General features: G+C 74.0%; 20 protein-coding genes and 1 tRNA gene. 12 read left to right on the top strand and 9 right to left on the bottom strand.

From position 1 onward, the window contains the following. The first annotated feature begins 37 nt into the window (after window positions 1–37). Together QQK22_RS00400 and glsA are read left to right on the top strand one after the other, a co-directional pair. Window positions 38–880, top strand: coding sequence for an SCO4651 family lipoprotein (locus QQK22_RS00400; protein WP_284248530.1), 843 nt, complete (start codon window positions 38–40; stop codon window positions 878–880). Window positions 881–983: 103 nt separating this feature from the next. Then, the gene (gene glsA, locus QQK22_RS00395; protein WP_284248528.1) at window positions 984–1,946 is read left to right on the top strand and encodes a glutaminase A; all 963 of its coding nucleotides are present in this window, start codon (window positions 984–986) and stop codon (window positions 1,944–1,946) included. Window positions 1,947–2,020: 74 nt separating this feature from the next. Here the strand turns inward: glsA and QQK22_RS00390 are convergent. Next, a tRNA-Ser gene (locus QQK22_RS00390) sits at window positions 2,021–2,107 on the bottom strand. A gap of 107 nt (window positions 2,108–2,214) precedes the next feature. Between QQK22_RS00390 and QQK22_RS00385 the strand changes: the two genes are divergently transcribed. The 3 genes from QQK22_RS00385 to QQK22_RS00375 all read left to right on the top strand — a co-directional run bounded on the left by QQK22_RS00385 (window position 2,215) and on the right by QQK22_RS00375 (window position 4,119). After that, window positions 2,215–3,126: an NAD-dependent protein deacetylase gene (locus QQK22_RS00385; RefSeq protein ID WP_284248527.1), complete on the top strand. Its 912-nt coding sequence runs from the start codon at window positions 2,215–2,217 to the stop codon at window positions 3,124–3,126. 289 nt (window positions 3,127–3,415) lie between these two features. Next, window positions 3,416–3,763 carry a fluoride efflux transporter FluC gene (locus QQK22_RS00380; protein WP_284248526.1) on the top strand — a complete coding sequence of 116 codons (348 nt, stop codon included), beginning with the start codon at window positions 3,416–3,418 and terminating at the stop codon, window positions 3,761–3,763. After that, on the top strand, window positions 3,760–4,119 hold the full coding sequence (locus tag QQK22_RS00375) for a fluoride efflux transporter FluC (protein WP_284248525.1): 360 nt from the start codon (window positions 3,760–3,762) through the stop codon (window positions 4,117–4,119). Before QQK22_RS00380 ends, QQK22_RS00375 begins: the two co-directional genes overlap by 4 nt. On the opposite strand, the gene tadA is transcribed toward QQK22_RS00375, so the two are convergent. Together tadA and QQK22_RS00365 are read right to left on the bottom strand one after the other, a co-directional pair. Beyond that, a complete protein-coding gene (gene tadA / locus QQK22_RS00370; RefSeq protein ID WP_284248524.1) occupies window positions 4,103–4,690 on the bottom strand; it encodes a tRNA adenosine(34) deaminase TadA in 588 nt (195 codons plus the stop codon). The genes QQK22_RS00375 and tadA overlap by 17 nt on opposite strands. Continuing rightward, complete coding sequence (locus tag QQK22_RS00365; protein ID WP_284248523.1) at window positions 4,672–5,610, bottom strand: hypothetical protein; 939 nt, start codon at window positions 5,608–5,610, stop codon at window positions 4,672–4,674. The genes tadA and QQK22_RS00365 overlap by 19 nt, the downstream gene beginning before the upstream one ends. A gap of 322 nt (window positions 5,611–5,932) precedes the next feature. On the opposite strand from QQK22_RS00365, the gene QQK22_RS00360 reads away from it, so the two are divergent. The 3 genes from QQK22_RS00360 (at window position 5,933) to QQK22_RS00350 (ending at window position 7,614) form a co-directional block, all read left to right on the top strand. Beyond that, window positions 5,933–6,409, top strand: coding sequence for a P-loop nucleotide/nucleoside kinase family protein (locus QQK22_RS00360; RefSeq protein WP_284248521.1), 477 nt, complete (start codon window positions 5,933–5,935; stop codon window positions 6,407–6,409). A 9-nt stretch (window positions 6,410–6,418) separates the two neighbouring features. Next, window positions 6,419–7,054, top strand: a complete 636-nt coding sequence (upp, locus tag QQK22_RS00355; protein WP_284248519.1) for a uracil phosphoribosyltransferase — start codon at window positions 6,419–6,421, stop codon at window positions 7,052–7,054. A gap of 71 nt (window positions 7,055–7,125) precedes the next feature. Then, window positions 7,126–7,614 (top strand): pyridoxamine 5'-phosphate oxidase family protein, encoded by a 489-nt coding sequence (locus tag QQK22_RS00350; RefSeq protein ID WP_284248517.1) that lies wholly within the window; start codon window positions 7,126–7,128, stop codon window positions 7,612–7,614. A gap of 23 nt (window positions 7,615–7,637) precedes the next feature. Here the strand turns inward: QQK22_RS00350 and QQK22_RS00345 are convergent, their stop codons facing one another. The 3 genes from QQK22_RS00345 to QQK22_RS00335 form a co-directional block, all read right to left on the bottom strand. Then, the gene (locus QQK22_RS00345; RefSeq protein WP_284248515.1) at window positions 7,638–8,021 is read right to left on the bottom strand and encodes a hypothetical protein; all 384 of its coding nucleotides are present in this window, start codon (window positions 8,019–8,021) and stop codon (window positions 7,638–7,640) included. Between the two features lie 111 nt (window positions 8,022–8,132). Further along, the gene (locus QQK22_RS00340) at window positions 8,133–9,797 is read right to left on the bottom strand and encodes an Ig-like domain-containing protein (protein WP_284252449.1); all 1,665 of its coding nucleotides are present in this window, start codon (window positions 9,795–9,797) and stop codon (window positions 8,133–8,135) included. Between the two features lie 908 nt (window positions 9,798–10,705). Then, window positions 10,706–12,517, bottom strand: a complete 1,812-nt coding sequence (locus QQK22_RS00335; protein WP_284248513.1) for an alpha/beta hydrolase — start codon at window positions 12,515–12,517, stop codon at window positions 10,706–10,708. Between the two features lie 190 nt (window positions 12,518–12,707). On the opposite strand from QQK22_RS00335, the gene QQK22_RS00330 reads away from it, so the two are divergent. The 4 genes from QQK22_RS00330 to QQK22_RS00315 all read left to right on the top strand — a co-directional run bounded on the left by QQK22_RS00330 (window position 12,708) and on the right by QQK22_RS00315 (window position 17,352). Continuing rightward, window positions 12,708–13,127, top strand: a complete 420-nt coding sequence (locus tag QQK22_RS00330; protein ID WP_431310114.1) for a YccF domain-containing protein — start codon at window positions 12,708–12,710, stop codon at window positions 13,125–13,127. A 42-nt stretch (window positions 13,128–13,169) separates the two neighbouring features. After that, window positions 13,170–14,150, top strand: coding sequence for a hypothetical protein (locus QQK22_RS00325; RefSeq protein WP_284248511.1), 981 nt, complete (start codon window positions 13,170–13,172; stop codon window positions 14,148–14,150). Next, entirely contained in the window at window positions 14,147–15,112 is a 966-nt protein-coding gene (locus QQK22_RS00320; protein ID WP_284248510.1) for a hypothetical protein, read from the top strand. The genes QQK22_RS00325 and QQK22_RS00320 overlap by 4 nt, the downstream gene beginning before the upstream one ends. Window positions 15,113–15,201: 89 nt before the next feature. Continuing rightward, window positions 15,202–17,352 (top strand): HNH endonuclease signature motif containing protein, encoded by a 2,151-nt coding sequence (locus QQK22_RS00315; protein ID WP_284248508.1) that lies wholly within the window; start codon window positions 15,202–15,204, stop codon window positions 17,350–17,352. Window positions 17,353–17,373: 21 nt separating this feature from the next. Here QQK22_RS00315 and QQK22_RS00310 read toward each other — a convergent pair whose 3' ends face one another. The 3 genes from QQK22_RS00310 to QQK22_RS18445 are packed head-to-tail and all read right to left on the bottom strand — an operon-like array spanning window position 17,374 to window position 19,045. After that, window positions 17,374–18,600, bottom strand: a complete 1,227-nt coding sequence (locus QQK22_RS00310) for an O-succinylhomoserine sulfhydrylase (protein ID WP_284248506.1) — start codon at window positions 18,598–18,600, stop codon at window positions 17,374–17,376. Continuing rightward, the gene (locus QQK22_RS00305; protein ID WP_348525416.1) at window positions 18,597–18,890 is read right to left on the bottom strand and encodes a rhodanese-like domain-containing protein; all 294 of its coding nucleotides are present in this window, start codon (window positions 18,888–18,890) and stop codon (window positions 18,597–18,599) included. The genes QQK22_RS00310 and QQK22_RS00305 overlap by 4 nt, the downstream gene beginning before the upstream one ends. Further along, entirely contained in the window at window positions 18,878–19,045 is a 168-nt protein-coding gene (locus tag QQK22_RS18445; protein ID WP_348525414.1) for a hypothetical protein, read from the bottom strand. Before QQK22_RS18445 ends, QQK22_RS00305 begins: the two co-directional genes overlap by 13 nt. Window position 19,046 lies beyond the last annotated feature (1 nt).

Raw genomic sequence — 19,046 nt, 5'->3', positions numbered from 1 at the left:
TTCCCCGGCGCCGCGCGCGCTCGGTTACGTTCGGGGTATGAGAACTTCACGCACCCTGTTGACGATCGCCGCCGCATCTGCCCTGAGCCTCGGTCTCGCCGCGTGCGGGTCCGACTCGGACGAGGCCGCGGCCCCCGAGACGACCTCCTCCGAGGCCTCGAGCTCGCCGTCGGAGAGCGCCTCGTCCGACGACACCGCCTCCGACGACGTCTCGCAGGACGCCGGCTCCGAGGCGACCGGTGACCCCTCCGACTTCCTGGACGCCTACGCGCAGGGTCTCGAGGACCTCACGACGGCGTCGTTCTCGATGACGATGGACCTGATGGGTCAGCAGACCACCAGCAACGGCGTCCTCGACTACACCACGACGCCGCCGTCCACCGAGATGACGATGGACATGATGGGCCAGTCGCTGCAGATGCGGATGGTCGACGGCGTCACGTACATGAACATGGGCGAGATGACCCAGAACATGTGGGCCGAGATGGACCCGGCGATGGCCGGCGCCGCTGGTGCCCAGTCCAGCGACCCCGTCGCCCAGATGCGTCTGCTCGCCGACGCCATCACCGGCGCCGACCTGGTGGGCGAGGAGGACGTCAACGGCGCCCCCGCCGACCGCTACTCCGTGACCGTCGACACGACCGCGATGGCCTCGGGCATGGGCACCGACATGGGCACCGCCGGCCTGCCGGACGCGATCACCTACGACATCTGGCTCGACGGCGAGGGCCGCCCGGTCAAGACCCTCATGGAGATGGAGGTCGGTGGTCAGGCCACGAGCACCGAGATCGTGCTGAGCAACTTCGGCGACGACGTCACGATCGAGGCCCCGCCGGCCGACCAGATCACCGAGATGCCCGGGATGGGCAACGTCGGCTGACACCACCTCCTCGACGCCTGTGGGGCGGCCTGCTCGGGCCGCCCCGCGGGCGTTCGTCGTCCCCGGGCGCCGGACGCCCGGTGGGTCCTGGCACAGTGGGTGGGTGCACTCCCCCGACGCCGACGCCGACGCCGCCTCCGACGCCGCCCGCTCGTTCGACCTCGATGCCCTCCGCGAGCGCGTCCTGAGCTCGCGCGACGGCGAGGTGAGCACCAGCATCCCGCAGCTCGCGGAAGCCGATCCCGACCTCACGGCCCTCGCGCTCGCCCTGCCCGGCGGCACGGTGCGCGGGAGCGCGCAGGCCGACGTCGCCGTCAGCATCCAGTCGGCGGTCAAGCCGTTCCTGTTCGCGATCGCGCTCCTGGACACGGACGGCGAGGCGATGGACCTCATCGGGATCGAGCCGACCGGTGAGGCGTTCGACGCGATCAAGCTCGAGAGCGGCACCGGCCGGCCGCCCAACCCCATGGTCAACGCCGGCGCGCTCCTGACGGCGGCGCTCGTGGACGGCGACGACGCCGACGCCCGGTCCGCGCGGATCCTCGCCGGGCTCTCGGCGTTCGCCGGGCGGGAGCTGGAGGTCGACGACGACGTCGCCGCCAGCGAGCACCTGCTCGGCGACCGCAACCACGCCCTCGCCCACCTGATGCGCGCCGAGGGGACGCTGGACGTCGGGGCGGACGACGCCGTCGCCGCCTACGCCCGCGCCTGCGCCGTGCTCGTGGACGCCCGGGCGCTGGCGGTGATGGGCGCGACCCTCGCGTGCGGCGGCGTGAACCCCGTGACCGGTGAGCGCGTGGTGCCTCCGATCGTGGCGCGTGACGTGGTCGCCGTGATGGCCACGTGCGGCGTCTACGACGGGTCCGGGCGCTGGATGCGGCGCGTGGGCGTCCCAGCGAAGTCGAGCGTCTCGGGCGGACTCGTGCTCGCGGCGCCGGGCGAGCTGGGCGCCGCCGTCATCAGTCCGCCGCTGGACGCGCAGGGCACGAGCGTGCGCGGACGCGTGGCGAGCGAGGTCCTCAGCGACGAGCTGGGGCTGCACCTGTTCGGGCGGGCGCGGGGCTGAGGGCGGCGGAAACACGTCGGGCCCCGCCTCTCGGCGGGGCCCGACGTTCTCCGATGTCCTGAGACATCACAGCGCGGTAGCGGTGGGATTTGAACCCACGGTGGACTTTCACCCACACACGCTTTCGAGGCGTGCTCCTTAGGCCGCTCGGACACGCTACCTGGCCGCGCCACTCTACCCATGAGCGTGCCGTGCGCCCAAACCGACGCCCCTCCCGCGGCCGCCGGCGCGGAATGCCGACCCGGACCCGAGCGTTCCCCCAGGTGCGATGACCACTCCCTCGATCCCCACCTCGGCCCCGCGCCCGCTCCACTCGACCTGGGCGCCCGGGTACGCCGACGTGCGCCCGCCGGCCACGACGGCGGAGCTCGACGCCGCCGTCGACCTCCTGCGCGGACACCGCGTCGTGACCCTGACGGGCGCGGGCATCTCGACCGACTCGGGCATCCCGGACTACCGCGGGCCGAACGCCGTCCCCCGCTCACCCATGACCTACCAGCAGTTCGTCGGCGACCCCGGGTTCCGCCGCCACTACTGGGCCCGCAACCACGTCGGCTGGCACCACATGGTCGCCACCTCCCCCAACGACGGCCACCGCGCGCTCGCCGCGCTCGAGCGCGCCGGGGTGGTCAGCGGCGTGATCACCCAGAACGTCGACCGGCTCCACACCGTCGCGGGATCGCATGCGGTCATCGACCTGCACGGCCACTACAACGAGGTCGTCTGCCTCTCGTGCGGGACCGTCATCTCGCGCGCGGAGCTGGACCGTCGCCTCCTCGACCTCAATCCCGGCTTCCTCGAGGAGATCGCCGAGGTCGGCGACGTCGAGATCGCGCCCGACGCCGACGCCGTCATCGAGCGGACCGCGCACTTCCGCACGGCACCGTGCGAGCGGTGCGGCGGCATCCTCAAGCCGAACATCGTCTACTTCGGCGAGAACGTCCCCAAGGATCGTGTGGCCCGCGCCTACGCGATGGTCGACGACGCGGACGCGCTCCTCGCCGTCGGCACCTCGCTGGCCGTGCAGTCGGGACTGCGCCTGGTCAAGCGCGCGGCCCGCGACGGCAAGCCCGTCGTCATCGTCAACCGGGGTGTGACGCGGGGCGACGAGCTCGCCGACCTCCGGCTCAACGCCGGCTCCACCGAGGCCCTCGAGCACCTGCTCGCCCGGCTGTCGTGACGGCCGCGCCGAGGTCGAACGCCGGAGCGCCCCCGGCCGCGGCAGCATTCGTCCTGGTCGGGCTCGGCGGCGTGCTCGGCACCGCGGTGCGGTACGCGGCGGGCCTGCTGGCCCCTCCGGCGTCGGCCACCGGCGCCCCGGCCGCGCCTGCGCTGCTCGTCACGTTCGCCATCAACCTCCTGGGCTCGTTCCTCCTCGGTGCGCTCGTCGGCCGCCTCGGCGCGGTCACACGCACCGGTCGCACCTCCCCGCGCGCGCCGCACGCCTGCGGCTCCTGCTCGGCACCGGCGTGCTCGGCGGCTTCACCACCTACTCCGCCTACGCGCTCGACACCGTCACGACGGCGCGGACGGGGTCGGGTGCGGACGTCGCCCTCGCTGCTGCCTACCTCGTCCTGAGCGTGGTGGGTGGTGTCACGCTGGCCCGGGTGGGGCTGCGGCTCGGCGACGGGCGCGGCAGCGACCCCGACGAGCGCGACGACGACGCCGACACCGGCGCTTCGACTGGCGAGATCCCCGCGCGCGCCGGGAACGGCACCCACGAGACGTCCGAGGTCGCCGGCGCGACCGGACACCGCACGGTCGCCGACCGCGACTCCGCACGCCCCGCTCTCGACACGGAACCGGGGCCGGTGTGATCGCCCTGGTGGCGCTCGCCGGCGGGGTCGGGGCGATGCTGCGCTACGCCCTGGACCGCACCGTCGGGCCGCGCCTGCGCCCGGGGATCGCGCTCGCGTGCATCAACGTGCTCGGGTCCCTCCTCATCGGCGTCATCGCCGGCCTCGCGCTGCGCGGCGTGGTGGCGCCCGAGGTGCGCACGGTGCTGGCGACGGGCGTGCTGGGCGGCTTCACGACGTTCTCGGCGGCGAGCCTCGACGTCGTCGAGGAGAGCGAGCGGCACGGGCGGGTCGTGGCGCTCCGCCGGGCGTTCGCCGTCCCGGTGCTGGCGTGCCTCGCCTGCGCGGCCGGGCTCGTGCTCAGCTCGCTGGGGTGACCGGGGCGGCGGCAGGCGGACGCGCGCGCCGTCGGGCACGGAAGAACGCACGCAGCTCCTCGCCGCACTCCTGGGCTCGCACGCCGCCGACGACGTCGACCGCGTGGTTGAGGCGCGGGTCGCGCACGACGTCGGTGACCGAGCCAGCCGCACCCGCCTTCGGGTCGTACGCGCCGAACACCAGGTGCGGCAGGCGCGCCAGGACCATCGCGCCCGCGCACATCGTGCAGGGCTCCAGCGTCACCACGAGGGTGCAACCCTCGAGCCGCCACTGCCCCAGTGCAGCGGCCGCCTCGCGGATCGCGAGGATCTCGGCGTGGGCCACCGGGTCGCCGTCGGCCTCGCGGCGGTTGCGGCCTCGGCCCACGACGGCGCCGCTCGCGTCGAGCACGACGGCGCCGACCGGCACGTCCTGCGTCGCCAGTGCGGCGCGGGCCTCGGCCAGGGCGAGGCCCATCGCCTCGTCGTGCTCGCGCGTCGGCGCGTCGGGCGCCGCCTCGTCGCGCGCAACCGCGTCGGGCGTCTGCGCGTCGGACGCCGCGCGCTCGCCGCTCAGGCCCGGACCTGCCACCGCTGCTCGATCTCCGCGCGCCACTGCCGCCACCCGCGGAAGTTCCCGGTGCCGGGCTCCTGCGGCGTCGCGACGTGCTCGAACGGCGACATGTGCGGCGCGGTGCCGGGGCTGGGCTCGATGAGCCGCTCGCTGAGCGCCAGGTCGGCCTCGAGCGACGGGCCGGCGCCGACCACGCGGTCGCCCGTGGGGGTGAAGTAGGAGACGCGGGCGCAGCGGGCGGCGGCGACGGCGCGGGCGCCGTCGGGCCCCAGCGTGGCGGCCTCGTCGTCGGTGACGAACGGGGTGTGCCAGGCGCCGTCGGGCGTCTCGCGCGGCGTGGAGGCGGCGAGGGCCTCGCGCATGGCGAGCGCGGCGTCGTAGATGGGGAGGTAGGCGAGCGGCTGACCCTGCTCGTCCGTGGCGAGGCGCTGCTCGAAGAAGTTGTCCCAGTCGGTGCTGGAGACGACCACCGTGTGCATCAGGTAGGGCTCGAGGATGCGGTTGACGTCCTGCTTGTGCAGGCCGAGGGCGATGCCCTCGCGGGCCCGCTCGAGCGCCTGGTCGGCGCTGTCGAGCCACCAGCGCAGCACCTCGTCCCAGCGCTCCGAGCCCGGCTCGACGAACTCGTGCGCGTTCATGCCCGGCTTGTGCAGCGAGAACGCGCGCGGCACGTACGGCGTGGTGGCGACGTAGTCGATCATCCGCTGGATCGGGACGGCGCGGGAGGATGAAGAGTTGCGCGAGAAGACGCGGTGCGTGTTGAGCTCCGCGAGCGCCGAGCGCGGCACCGTCACGACCATCGTGCTGAGCCGCACGCCCGCCGGGGATACCGAGTCGGCCACGAGCTCGGCGGTGATGGCGGAGGGCCCCGCGGTGGCCGGGGCGTCGGCGGCGCCGGCGTCGTCGGTGGTGGCGGACGAGGTGGGCGCGGTGGCCATCGGGTGCTCCCTGCGGTCGGTCGCTGCGGTCGAGCCGTGGACGCGCCCGATCCTACGGCGCGCGCCCGACGGCATCGGCCCCCCGTCCAGGATGGCCTTGAGCGAACCCATCATTGACCCTGTGTTGACCCAAACGTAGGCTCCGTGATTGTTAGGTCGCCCGGTTCCGCGGGGGTGACCGTCGGGGTCGGCTGCGAGAGCACCCGGCTCGGTGACGCCGGGACGCCCTGTGCGGGCGAGCCGGCCCCCGGCGCTCGCCCCCGCTGGGCCGTGGCGTGACCGCCACCTCGCGATCCGACCCCTCCCCGTCCATGATGGCCGGGTGAGCGTGGTGATGATGTGCGGCCCCTCCGGCTCCGGCAAGTCGACCTTCGCCCGCACCCTCGAGCGCGACGGCGCGGTCCGACTCTCCTTCGACGTGGCCCTCCACGAGCGTGGCCTCACGCCCCTCACCACTCCCCCGGACGTCATGGCGGAGGTCGACGCCGACCTGCGCACACGGCTCGCCGACCTCGTGGCAGGGGGACGCGACGTCGTGCTCGACCTCACGTTCAGCACGCGCGCGATGCGCGCGGAGTGGCGCGCGCTGATCCGGACCACCGGCGTCGAGCCCGTGACGGTCTACCTCGAGGTCCCGCGGCCGGAGCTGGAGCGCCGCCTCGCGCGGCGCGGCGGCGCCGGTGCGGACGACGTCGCCCTCACGCCGGAGCAGATCCGCGAGCACCTCGACACCTTCGAGCCGCCGACGGCGGACGAGGGCCCCCTGCGCATCGTCCGGCAGGAGGAGCCGACCCACTAACCTGGCAGTATGCGCGTCCACGTGGCCAACCACCCGCTCGTCGCCCACAAGCTCACCGTGCTGCGGGAGACGGGGACGCCGTCGCCGACCTTCCGTCAGCTCACCGAGGAGCTGGTGACGCTGCTCGCCTACGAGGCCACGCGGGAGATCGCCGTCGAGGAGGTGGAGATCACCACGCCGGTGGCGACCGCCGTCGGCACCCACCTGGCGAGCCCGAACGCGATCGTGGTGCCGATCCTGCGCGCAGGTCTCGGCATGCTCGAGGGCATGACCCGTCTGCTGCCGACGGCGGAGGTCGGCTTCCTCGGTCTGCAGCGCAACGAGGAGACCTTCGAGGCGGTCACGTACGCCAACCGCCTGCCCGACGACCTCGCCGGCCGCCAGTGCTACGTGCTCGACCCGATGCTCGCGACGGGCGGCACTCTCGTCGCCGCCATCGAGTACCTGTTCGAGCGCGGGGCGCGCCACGTCACGTGCATCACGCTGCTGTGCGCTCCCGAGGGCCTCAAGGCCGTCGAGGACGCGATCGGCGACCGCGCCGACGTCACCATCGTCACCGCCTCGATCGACGAGAAGCTGAACGAGAAGGGGTACATCGTCCCGGGCCTCGGCGACGCCGGCGACCGCCTCTACGGCGTGGTCTGAGCCCCGGTCCGAGGGCTGATCCCGACGACGAGATCCTGGCCAAGCGCCGCCCGGAGTGCCTTCAATGGAGCATGAGCACTCACGAGAACGCTGACGCCCGCCGCACCGTCCGGGAGATCGCCCAGGACGTCGACATCACGATGGTCACCACGCACGCCCCCGACGGGTCGCTGCGCTCCCGCCCCCTGTCCCTGCAGGAGGCGACCGAGGACGGCGCCTTCTGGTACGTCGCCGCCGGCGACGCCGACATCGTCGCCGAGATCGAGGCCCACCCCGGCGTGAACGCCTCGTTCGCCGGCAAGGGATCCTGGCTCTCGGTCACCGGGAGCGCCCGCACCTCGCGCGACCGCGCCGACCTCGAGCGGGTCTGGACCCCGTCCGCCGAGGCGTGGTTCCCGCAGGGCATCGACACGCCCGGCCTGGTCGCCGTCGTGATCGAGGGCGAGAGCGCCGAGTACTGGGACTCCCCCGGCAAGGTCGCCACGCTGATCGAGCTGGCCACCAAGCGTCTGCGGGGCCAGCAGCCCGACCCGGGTGACAACGAGACCGTCGAGCTGTAGCCCGGCGCGGCTCCCAGCAGCTCCTACGCGGCGCTCGTCCGGTTCCTCGGGACCCGGACGAGCGCCGTCGTCGTCCCCGCGAGCACGAGGCTGACGAGGGCGACGGCGACCCACGGCCCGAGCGGGTCGCTCAGCAGGTGCGCCGCGACGAAGCAGGCCACCCCGATCGCCAGCACCGCGCCGATCCGCCACGCGGCGGTCCGGCGGCGCTCGCGCAGCACGCACCACACCGCCCCCGCGAGCACGACGGCGGCGCCCGCCCACCGCAGGCCCGTCACCTGGGCGGCGGCGAAGCCGAGCAGGAGCGAGCCGCCGGCGATCGCGCCGGTGGTCAGGGCGGTGGTGGGGGTGCTGCGGGTGGCGGGGCTGCTGGTGGTGGGTGCGGGGGTCGGGCGAGGCGCGGACACCCCGCCATTCTCGCGCCGGGTGACTCCACCCCCACGCGACGACGGCGGGGCCGGGCTCGCGCCCGACCCCGCCGCCGATCACACGTGACTCACGCGTGCGTCACCCACCGGTCACGGCAGCTGGTCGAACCGTGACAGGAACGCCGCCATCGCGTCGCGGTTGACCGGGTTGAGCGGGCGGTACTCGGGCGCCGACCCGTCGTTGCCCCGCCACCCGGTCGCCACGCCGCTCTGCGCGACCCACGCGATCTCGGTGAAGAACTGGTTGCCCACCGCGACGTCGGCGAACGGCGACGCGCTCGGCACGTCGACCTCCGGCGAGTCGGCCAGCCGGTAGAGGAACGCCGCCATCGCGTCGCGCGCGATGTTCTCCAGCGGCCGGAACTCCCGCGTGCCGTCGGCCCGCTCCCAGCCCGTGGAGATGCCCGCCTCCGACAGCCAGGCGATCTCGCGGTAGAACTGGCTCGTCGTGGGCACGTCGACGAACGGCGAGACGTCGGGGGCGACGTAGCCGGCCGGGGCGCGCATCCGGAACAGGAAGGCGGCCATCGCGTCACGCGCGATCGGCGTGACGGGGCGGAACTCCCGCGTGCCGTCGGGCAGCTCCCAACCGGTCGAGATCCCGGCCCGGGCCAGCCACGAGATCTCGTCGTAGAACATCGTGCCCTCGGGCACGTCCACGAACGAGATCGCGGGCGGGGCGTCGTCGGCGACCGCGAGGGTGACCGGCGCCGTGGTCGTGACGTTCCCGGCCGAGTCGGTCACCCTCGCCGTGAGCACGATCTCGGTGCCCTTGTCGGCCTCCTGCGCCGTCCAGGTGAACGTGTACGGCGAGACCTGCGAGGAACCGACCTCCACGCCGTTCGCGAGCAGCGTCACGCTCGCGACGGCGAGGTCGTCCGCCGCGCGCACCACCGGTGTCACCGTCTCGCCGGCCTCGATCACGAGTCCGTCGAGCGGGTCGACGACGCTGCCGCGCGGGGCGGCGTCCGGCGTCGCGCCCACCGTGGTCGGCACGCCCGACGGCGGGGTGGTGACCCGCTGCTGCACGCGAACCGAGGCGGCACCGGCGCCGTCGTTGCCCGAGATCGCCTCGCGACCCTGGGACGGGTTGGCGGGCCCACCGACCACGAGTGCCCCGCGGCCGAGGTAGCTGCTCGAGACGGTGACCGGTGCGCCCTCGCGCACCGCCGCGCCGTCGCCCGCCGCGTTGAAGACCGAGAACCCGTTGCCCTCCAGGACGCTGCCGCGCACGGCGAGCGCACCGGTGCCCGCGTCGCGCAGCAGCACGCCGAAGGAGCGGGCCGGATCGGCCTGGTAGTAGTGCCCGGTGACCCGGCTGTCCTCGACGAAGCCGTCGGCGCCGCCCGTGAAGGCGACCCCGGTCTGGGGGAAGGCGGCGTTGCGGGTGCCGGTCACGACCGTGTCGGAGACGTAGCCGTGGATGCGGATGCCGGAGGTCTGGGCGGTCGTGACGGAGTCGTCCGTGCCCCAGCCGCCGTCGATCAGCACGCCGCCGCTCTGGTAGCCCGTGATCTGGCTGCCGGTCACGGTCAGCTCGGTCTCGACCGTGCCGGGGCCCGCGCCCTGGATGCTGCCGGTGCGCACGACACCCCAGCCGTGCGGGTGGGCGGCGAGCTCCTCGGGGCTGGTGGCGGTGCGCAGCGGACCCACGACGCTCTCGGAGATCCGACCGGCGGCGTTCAGGTAGGCGATGCCCGCCTCGGCGAACACGTCGCCCGAGGTCACCGTCACGCCCGAGATGTCGACGAACATCTCGTTGGTGTCGGTCGACCCGAGCGACTGGCGCGAGATCGTCACGACGTTCCCGCCGCCGTCGCGCAGGTAGGGCGTCTCGCCCGCCAGCGTCGTCAGCGACTGGTCCGGCATGATCGTGACCTTCTCGGCACCCGCACCCTTGATGCGCAGCGGCTTGGTGATCGTCAGACCGTTGAGCGCCCCGGTGGCGACGGGGTTGCCCGCCCCGTTCACCGGCGCTGAGCGCTCCACGTAGGTGCCGTCGCACACCACGATCGTGTCCCAGGGCGAGGCGTGGTCGACGGCCGCCTGGATCGAGGTGAAGGACGCGTTCGGGCACTGCACCCGGTCGTCGTCCACCACCCACGAGACGTTGGAGGCCTCCTGGCCGACGGTGTCCACCAGCGTGACGCTGCCGGGGGTGTTGTCGTAGTCCTCCAGGAACGTGGCCGGGTCCGGACCGGTGGCCGGCGGGCCGTACCCGGCGCCCTGGTCGGGCGCGACGCCGTCGGACAGCACCAGCGGCTCGGAGGTCGCGGCCTCCTGGAAGCGGACGTCCGCGAGCTGGATCGAGCCGGAGGCCGGCGTGCCCTCGGCGCCGAAGCGGAGCTCGACGCTGTCGATGGCGGTGAGGTCGACGCCCTGGGCGGCGAACTCGGCCAGCGGCACGCGCACCTGCTCGAGCACGATGTGCATGCGCGAGGTCTGGGTGCCCGTGGACATGTGCAGCGCGTTGCCCCAGCGCTCGTCACCGGCCAGCACGGTGCCCTCGGTGCCGGCGGTGTCGGTCAGCGCGATGACGAAGTCCTGGCTCGTGGCGGCGGGGTCGTAGGTGACCGGGAGTGGCGTGCCGGAGTCGTCGAAGCGGACCGAGCCGGGGTTGCGCGGGTCGAAGTAGTTGACGTCGGCCGCGAGCGCCAGCGCCTTCAGGCCGCTGACGTCGGCCGAGGCGGCCGGGACGTCGGCCGTGAGGGTGGCGGGCGCCCCCTCCTCCCACGCGAGCGCGAGCTGGCGGCCGTAGGAGTGGTTGACGGGGAGTTCTCGCGCATCCCGTTCTGGCCGCCGAGCTCGGCCTTGCCCGGCAGCGGGCAGGCCTTGGCTGCGGTCGGCTGCGTGCGGAGCCCGAGCTGGCTCGGCGCGAAGTGGTCGGGCTCGGGGTTGCACCAGTCGAAGCCCTGCGCGGTGGCGGCCGGGAGCGTGACGCCGCCGTTGTCGAGGTAGGGGTAGGCGAATCCGGTGCCGGTGAGCGAGCCGCCCAGCGCGTTGAGCGTCAGCGGGTTCTCGATCTCGGGCCGGATCACGTCGACGCGCTCGTCACCCGCCGGGAAGTACGACGTCGAGACGCGCTCGGCGCAGTCGATCCGCGCACCGGACTCGCTCGTGGGGCAGGCCGAGGCCGGGATCTGGAGGTGGTCCTCCGTCGTGGACAGCTCACCCGTCATGTACGGCTCGAACGCGCCCTCACCACCGACGTAGCGTCGGAAGAACGCGGCCATGCTGGCGAGGCCGACCTTCTCCTGGTCGCCCATCCGCGCGGGGTCGCCAGAGATCTTCGTGTTGACCAGCGGGTTGAAGGTGTCGGAGTTGTCGATGAGGTAGGACCAGGGGTCCAGGCTCGCGGCGCCCGAGAGGCGGAGGTTGTTCGGCTGGACGTTGTTGCCGTTCGTGGGGGCGGAGTTGCCGCACGCCGCGTCGGCGACGTTCCCGCCGTCCTGGCCGTCGGCGAACCAGACGGTGTTGTACCAGTTGTGGTTCGCACCGAGCTGCGAGGACTGGATCAGCGGGAAGGGGTCGGTGCCGTTGACGTACTGGCCGCGCTCGAAGAAGCGGGCGCCCTGGAGGTTGGAGACGTCGCCGTCGCACCACGGCAGGATCGACATGTACGGCGTCCCGTAGGGGGCCTTGCGCTCGTAGTCGACCGGCGCGAGCGAGATGACGCCGCGCAGGGGGTAGCGCGGGCCGTCGGTGCGGATGCGGTTGTAGTCGATGAAGCTGGTGACGGCGTCGCCACCGCGCGAGTGGCCCATGAGGCCGATGCGCGTCATGTCGAGGCGGCCCGCGAGCGTGTCACCGATCGTGGTGTTCGCGTCGAGCGGGAGTCCGCCGGGGGCGTTGGCCGCGGTCAGGGCGTCGAGCGTCGCGGCGATGAGGAGGCGGCGCTGGTGCATGCCCTTCCCCTTGGGGTTGTCCTGGCGCATCATCAGCTGGTCCTGCGACACCGAGAAGACGGTGTAGCCCCAGGTCGCGAGGTTCTCGCCGAGGTAGGCGTACCCGGCCTCGTTGCGCTTGAACTCGGCGCAGGTGAGGTCCGCGCTGTTCGTCCCCGTGTCGCACGAGCCGTGGTTGCCGTGCACGAGCACGATCACGGGCGACGGCTGCGTACGGTCCTGCGGGTGGTAGAGCGCGCCGCGGATCTGCATGCGCTCGGGGCTCTGCGCGGTCCGCGGCGTGGGGGCGTTTCCGGCCGAGGCCGGCTCCTGCAGGTCGACGAGGCCGAGCTTCGTCTCCTGGATCGTGGCCGGCGTGAAGGGGCCGCGCTCCGTGGGGTCGGGGAGGGTGGAGTAGTCGGCGGTGACGACCTCGCCCGGGGCCGGCGCCGTCGCCTCCTCACTCGTGGGCGGCGGGGGCGTGTCGGGTGGCGCGCCCTGCGCGGGCAGGGCCGCGAGCGGGACGACGAGGGCGGCGAGCAGGGGGACGACGGCGAGCGCACGGGCGCGTGCGGAACCGGATGCCTTCACGGCAGCTCCAAGGGAGGAAAGGGGCGAGGCGCGGCCGGTCAGGGTGGCCGCGTCGTCAACCTAGGAACGCGCGGTTTCCGCGCGATGACGGCGGGTTTCCAGTTCTGTTCCGGTTCGTGCACGTCCACAGCCGACGAGGGCGACGGCGGCGCCCACCCTCGGTGTCGGACGCACCGGGCAGGATGGACGCATGCGCGCACTCCTGCGGTTCGTCCTCAACGTGATCTGGCTGGTGCTCGCCGGCCTCCCGCTGGCGCTCGCCTACGCCGTCGCCGGCCTGATCTGCTTCGTCCTGGTGATCACGATCCCGTGGGGCATCGCCTCGTTCCGCATCGCCGGGTACGTGCTGTGGCCGTTCGGACGCACCGCGGTGCAGCGCCCGACGGCGGGGACGGCCTCCGCCGTCGGCAACGTGATCTGGATCGTGGTGGCGGGGATCTGGCTCGCGATCGGGCACGTCGTGAGCGCCGTCGCGCTGGCCGTGACGATCATCGGGATCCCGCTCGCGATCGCCGAGCTGAAGATCATCCCCATCACGCTCACGCCGCTCGGGCGGCAGATCGTGCCGAGCGACACCGTGTTCGCGTCCTACGGCAGCCTGCGGGTCTGAGCCCGCGCGGGTCGGGGCGAGGGTGACGGAGGTGGCGGGGTCGTGAGTGTGCAGGTCCTCGGCACCCAGGAGCAGATCCGTGCCGCCGCGCGGGCCGCGGTGACCGCCTCGGCCGCGGGCGGTGGGCTGCCGCGGGACGTCGTGACGCGGCTGGTGACGCTCGAGGGTCGGCGACGGCAGCTCGCCCGGTGGCGGTCGCGCCGGGGCTCGGCCGGGGCGGCGGGCTCAGCGGGCTCGGCGGGCTCGGCGGGCTCGACCGGAGACCCGGCGCTCTCGGGAGCCGCGGCGGGCCCGGGGCAGCTGCACGGTGCCCTGTGGTGGGCCCTGGTGCTGGTGCTCGCGCTCGCGCCGGCCGTTGCGGCGATCGTCGTGCTCGGCGAACGCATCGACACCCGGACCATCGCCGCCGGGACACTCGTCCTGACGGGCTCGATGCTCGGGCTCGCCCTCGCCGCCGGCGCGGAGCTCGCGGTGGAGCGTCGTCGGCGCGGGCCCGGTGCGCACCGCGATCGCCCGGGCCGCACCGCTGCCGGGGTGGTGGTGACGCTCGGCCTGGTGCTCGCCGTCGTGACCGGACTGACCGCCGGGCGGGGCCTCGGCACCGGACCACCGGTGTGGTGGTGGGTGCTGGGCGGTGTCGACGCCCTGCTCGCGGCGGCCCTCGCGCTCGACCTGCTCGCCCCGGGCCCGTCGCGGCACCGGCCGGACGCGCGGACCCGGCACGAGAACGCGAACGCCCACCACCTCGAGCGGATCACCCTGCGCGAGGCGCGGGCGCTCGAGCGACTGCCCCAGGACGGCGAGCGACGGCGCGCCGCGGCTCGCGCCTGGGAGGACGAGCTGCGCGGCATGACCCGCTACCTCCCCGAGGACGTGCACACGCAGGCCTCGGAGATGTCGCCGATGGCGTGGCTCGCCTGGGCGGCGTACGACGGCGGCGCGGGGCTCTCGCCGTCGCTGCTCGCGCCGCTGGGGCGGCGGGTGCGACCGGGGCGACCGGGCGGAAGGACCCGGGGACGATGAACGGGGCGACGCGGTCGGGGGCTGGTTCGGGGGCGGCGGACTCGCCGGACCGACGCGCGGCCTCCTCCACGACGGCGAGCTCGGCGCCCCCGACGCTCGACACCTACCGGGCGCTGCGCGTCGGCCTCGTCGGCGCGGGCCTGCTGCTGCTGACCGGGGTCGGGGTGGAGATCGCACGCGTCGGCGTCATCCCGGGATCGATCAGCGCGACCTTCTACTCCCCCGTCCGGGGCGTGCTGGTGGGCTCGCTGATCGCCGTCGGGCTCGCGCTGCTCGCCATCAAGGGGCGGCCCGGATGGGAGGACGGGCTCCTCGACGTCGCCGGCATGCTCGTCCCGCTGGTCGGGCTCGTGCCGACGCCGGTGGTGCTCGCCTCGATCCCCGGCGGCGAGTGGCTGCCCGTCTCGTGCCCGGACGTGGAGGTGGCGTGCGTCCCGGTCGAGGTGGAGCCCGACGTCGCCAACAACGTCTCCGCCTACCTCCTGGTGGGCCTCGCGACCCTTGTGCTCGTGGGCGTGCGAGCGGTGCGCGCGCGAGCGCGGGGCCGCGCGTGGCGGGCGGGCTCCGAACGTGCCGTCGCGATCGCGGTGGGCCTGTGGGCGATCACGACGGCGTGGTTCCTGCTCGGGCGTGCGTCGTTCCTCGCGTACGCGCACTACGCGAGCGCGATCACGTTCTTCGCGCTGCTCGTGGCGGTCGTGTGGATCAACGCGCGGCGGGCGTCGCCACCGCCGCGGCCCCGGCGGATGGGCGAGCGCGGTTACCGCCGCTCGTACCTCGCGATAGGGGTCGCGATGGGTGCGTCTGTGGTGGCGGGTCTCGTGGTGTGGCTCGCGGTGGGCGACGACGACGCGTTCCCGCTCGTGTTCTGGATCGAGGTCGTGCTGCTCCTGCTCTACACGGCGTTCTGGATCCTGCAGACGGTCGAGCACTGGCGGGACGGGGAGGTCGAGGAGGAGTGACGGTGGCGGCGGTCCGCCGGACGGAACGTCTGTCCACAGATTCTTCCGACCCCCTATATTTTTGCATGTGTAGCCGGTAAACTGGACGCATGTTCGATGGGGGCGTCGCAGCGTGGGATCTCGGCCGGAGGGCCGAGAGTCCCGCTGCCGTGCGCGAGCACCTCGGGCTCGGTGCTCCTGACGATGGTGGCGCGCCGCAGGAGCTCCTCGAACGTCTCGCCCAGCTCACCGAGTACGCGCGGCTGCGTTCGCTCGACTCCGCGGCGCTCGTCGAGACCATCGCCGCCCTCGCGGGCGTCGAGGCGTGGGCGGCCGCCGCCCAGCGCGACGCCGCGGCGGCCCTCGAGGCCCGGCAGCCGGTCGTGGAGCGGGAGCGCCGCCGGTCGGGTCGCGTCGAGATGAGGGGGAGCGCCGCGGACTCGATCGCGATGCGGCTCGGCATCTCCCGGCACCGGGCGGCGCGCCTGGTCGGCGAGGGGCGGTTGTACGAGGACGTCCTGCACCCCGTCGGCACCGCCCTGGCGCAGGGGCGGATCGACGCCGGGAAGGCGAGCGTCTTCGCCGAGGTGCTCGTGGACGCCGAGCCGGAGGTCTCGTTCGCGGTCTGCGAGCAGGTGCTGCCCGACGCGCCCGGGCTCGCGCACCAGGAGCTGCGCGCGCGGGTGCAGGCGGTGGTGGTGCAGGTCGATCCCGGTGCTGCACGTGAGCGCGCCGTGCGGGCGACCGCTCGTCGGCGTCTCGAGTCCGTGCGGCTGCTGCCCGACGGGCAGGCGTCCGTCCGCCTCGTGGCCCCGTTGATGGACGTGGCCTCTGTCCACGCGATGGCCGAGGCGGCCGCGCGAGCGGCACGTGCCGCTGGCGACGCCCGGACGCTGGACCAGCTCCGTGCCGACGCCGTCGTGGCGGTCGCGGCCGACGCGCTCGCGGCGGGGCGGATCGACGTGTGCGGGCGGGCGGGTGGCCAAGGTGACGACGGCGCTGCTCACGTTGGTCAGGCCCCCACGCTCGGGTCGCCGGCGCCCGGGGCACCGGCACTCGGGTCGCCGGCGCTCCGGGCACCGGCACTCGGGGTAACGGCGTCATCCCCCGGCGGCGCGACGGCCGGGGCCTCCGCTGAGCCGCCGCTCGTTCGACCCGCGACGCCGACCGTGCCTCCAACGCCCGACGAAGCCGACCCAGCCCCCGCGTCGTCGTCGCGGTCGGCGTTCGGGTCTGTGCCTGCGTCGGGATCGACCCTGGTGTCTGCACCAGACCCGGCATCGGCACCCGCGTGGGCGTCGACGCCGGAACCAGAACTCTTCACTGTTCCGTCGCAGGCGCTCCCCGCCGTGCGGCGCCTGGCGCGCGACGCCCGGAGGCGTTCGCGTCGACGATCGCGCGACGTGGCGTCGGAGCGCGGCGCTCCCCCGCCGGCGTCCGGGTCACCGACGGCGGCGCAACCACCACCACCTCCGCCGGCCCGCAGCCTCGCCGAGTCGATCCTCGACCCGCGACTCGAGGCACCACCGCCGTTCGTCCCGTTCGGCGGAACCACGTCCCGGCTGACCCTGCAGCTGAGCGACGCCCACCTCGCGACCCCGGACGCGCACCCGTGCGCCGCCGACGCCTACGCGTGGGAGTTCTCCCCGGCGGCGCTCGTCGACGACGCCGCCAACCCCTACGACACCTTCGAGGCACCGACCAGCTGCCGCCTCGGCGTCGACGTGCCGGCGGTCCTCGGACTGGGCCCCCTCGATCCGGTGACGGCGCGGGCGCTTGCCGTGGACCCGCCGTCGCACCTCACCGTGAGCGTCACGCCGGTCGCCGCCGGTCCCGATCACGACGACGGCCGCACCGTCGAGGTGACCGACGGCCGCACCGTCGAGGTGACCGACGGCGGCGGGTCAGCCGCAGGCCGGGCCGGGTACGTCCCCGGTGCGGCCCTCGCGCGGGAGGTGCGCGTGATGCACCCGACGTGCGTCGCGCCGTCGTGCACCGTGCTCGCCTCGGCGTGCGACCTGGACCACGTCACGCCCTGGCCCGCGGGGCACACGACCGCGGCGAACCTCCGGCCGCTGTGCCGCCACCACCACCTGGTGAAGACGCACCTCGGTCACGAGCTGACCCTCGACGCCACGGGTGCCGCGCTGTGGCGCACGCCCGAGGGGCACCGCTACCGGCGCGAGATCGGCGGAGTGAGCACGCTGGTCGAGACACCCGACACGACGCGGCCCGCCACCCGGCCGCGCGGCGCCGCCTGACGCCTGACGTCCACCAACCCCTCAGAACCCGGCGGCGAGCCCCCGCGCGAGGTCGTCGAGCAGGTCGTCCGGGTCCTCGAGCCCGACCGACAACCGGATCGTCGTCTCCGAGAGGCCGACGCGCTGGCGCCCGTCGTAGCCGGTCTTCATGTGCGTCGTCGTCGCGGGGTGCGTGACGAGCGACTTGGCGTCCCCGAGGTTGTTCGAGATGTCGATCATCCGCAGCGCGTCCAGGAACGCGAACGAGCGGTGCTTCCCGCCGTCGGGATCCTGCGGCCCGTCGAGCGTGAACGCGACGACCGTGCCGCCCGCGCTCTGCTGCGCCTTCGCGAGCTCGTGCTGGGGGTGCGAAGGCAGGTAGGGGTAGCGGACCTCGGTCACGGCCGACTGCGTCTCGAGCCACTGCGCGACCCGCAGCGCGCTCTCGCACTGCCGGGCGATGCGCAGGTCCATCGTCTCGAGGCCCTTGAGCAGCGTCCACGCGTTGAACGGGCTCATCGTGGGGCCGGTGTTGCGGATGAAGGTCTGCAGCGGCCCGGTGACGTAGTCGCGCGGACCGAGCACGGCCCCACCCATCACGCGCCCCTGGCCGTCGATGTGCTTCGTGGCGGAGTAGACGACGACGTCGGCGCCGAGCGCGAGCGGCCGCTGGAGCGCCGGCGTCGCGAAGACGTTGTCGACGATCACGACGGCGCCCGCCGCGTGGGCGAGGCGGCTCACCTCGGGCACGTCCACGATGTCCTGCATCGGGTTCGACGGCGTCTCGAAGAACACGACGTCGGTCGGCCTCGCCAGCGCCTCAGCCCACTGCGCGGTGTCGTGCGCGTCGACGTAGACGGTCTCGACGCCCCACCCGGTGAACAGCTCGTCCAGCACGAGGAGCGTGGATCCGAACATCGCGCGCCCGGCCACGATGCGCGAGCCCTGGCGCACGAGGCACGCCATCGATGCGAAGACCGCGGCCATCCCGGTCGCGGTCGCGAAGCACGCCTCCGCCCCCTCGATGAGCCGGAGCCGCTCCTCGAACGCCGAGGTGGTCGGGTTCGAGTAGCGCGTGTACGTGAAGCGGTCGAGCTCGCCGAGGAAGGCGGCCTCGGCGTCGGCCGCACGCGGGTAGGCGTAGCCCTGCGTGAGGAACAGCGGCTCCGAGATCTCCATGAAGCCGGTGCGCTCCTGGCCGCCGCGGACGGCGAGCGTCGCCGGACGGAGTCCCTCGGGCAGGTGCGAGCGCGGCTGCGGGTCGGTCATCGCTCGCCCTCCCACGCGCGCAGCGGCAGGCCCTGACCCGCCCAGCCGGGGCCGGCGTGACCCTCGACGCCCTCGAGCACGTTGTACGCCGGGCCGAACCCGGCCGACGTCGCGAGCTGGGCCGCGGCGATCGAACGACCGCCCGACTTGCACACGAACAGGACGGTCCGGTTGTCGCCGGGGGTGAGACCGGCGCGCGTCAGCGCCTCGAGGAAGTCCGGGTTCGGCCCCTGGAACGTCTGCAGCGGGTCGAGGACGGCGTCACGGTGGAGCGACGTCAGGTCCGGCACCCCGGTGTGCTGCCACTCCTGGGGGTGCGGACGTCGACGAGGACGGCCTCGCCGTCCTGCTCCAGCGCCTCCCACGCCTCGGCGGGCGTGAGATCGCCCGCGTAGCCGTGGGTGCCGCCGTCGTGACGACAGTCGGACGATGCGGAATCGGTCATG

Source organism: Litorihabitans aurantiacus, assembly GCF_030161595.1.
GTDB classification, from domain to species: Bacteria; Actinomycetota; Actinomycetes; order Actinomycetales; family Beutenbergiaceae; genus Litorihabitans; species Litorihabitans aurantiacus.
This window is presented reverse-complemented; position numbering and strand designations above follow the sequence as displayed.

What these genes read in the sequence shown, in the direction of transcription:
- QQK22_RS00400 (WP_284248530.1), top strand. Translation starts at nt 38, where the DNA reads ATGAGAACTTCACGCACCCTGTTGACGATCGCCGCCGCATCTGCCCTG.
- upp (WP_284248519.1), top strand. Translation starts at nt 6,419, where the DNA reads ATGCGCGTCCACGTGGCCAACCACCCGCTCGTCGCCCACAAGCTCACC.
- QQK22_RS00385 (WP_284248527.1), top strand. Translation starts at nt 2,215, where the DNA reads ATGACCACTCCCTCGATCCCCACCTCGGCCCCGCGCCCGCTCCACTCG.
- QQK22_RS00365 (WP_284248523.1), bottom strand. Translation starts at nt 5,610, where the DNA reads ATGGCCACCGCGCCCACCTCGTCCGCCACCACCGACGACGCCGGCGCC.
- QQK22_RS00340 (WP_284252449.1), bottom strand. Translation starts at nt 9,797, where the DNA reads ATGTTCGTCGACATCTCGGGCGTGACGGTGACCTCGGGCGACGTGTTC.
- QQK22_RS00315 (WP_284248508.1), top strand. Translation starts at nt 15,202, where the DNA reads ATGTTCGATGGGGGCGTCGCAGCGTGGGATCTCGGCCGGAGGGCCGAG.
- QQK22_RS00310 (WP_284248506.1), bottom strand. Translation starts at nt 18,600, where the DNA reads ATGACCGACCCGCAGCCGCGCTCGCACCTGCCCGAGGGACTCCGTCCG.
- QQK22_RS18445 (WP_348525414.1), bottom strand. Translation starts at nt 19,045, where the DNA reads ATGACCGATTCCGCATCGTCCGACTGTCGTCACGACGGCGGCACCCAC.
- QQK22_RS00330 (WP_431310114.1), top strand. Translation starts at nt 12,708, where the DNA reads ATGCGCGCACTCCTGCGGTTCGTCCTCAACGTGATCTGGCTGGTGCTC.
- QQK22_RS00350 (WP_284248517.1), top strand. Translation starts at nt 7,126, where the DNA reads ATGAGCACTCACGAGAACGCTGACGCCCGCCGCACCGTCCGGGAGATC.
- QQK22_RS00320 (WP_284248510.1), top strand. Translation starts at nt 14,147, where the DNA reads ATGAACGGGGCGACGCGGTCGGGGGCTGGTTCGGGGGCGGCGGACTCG.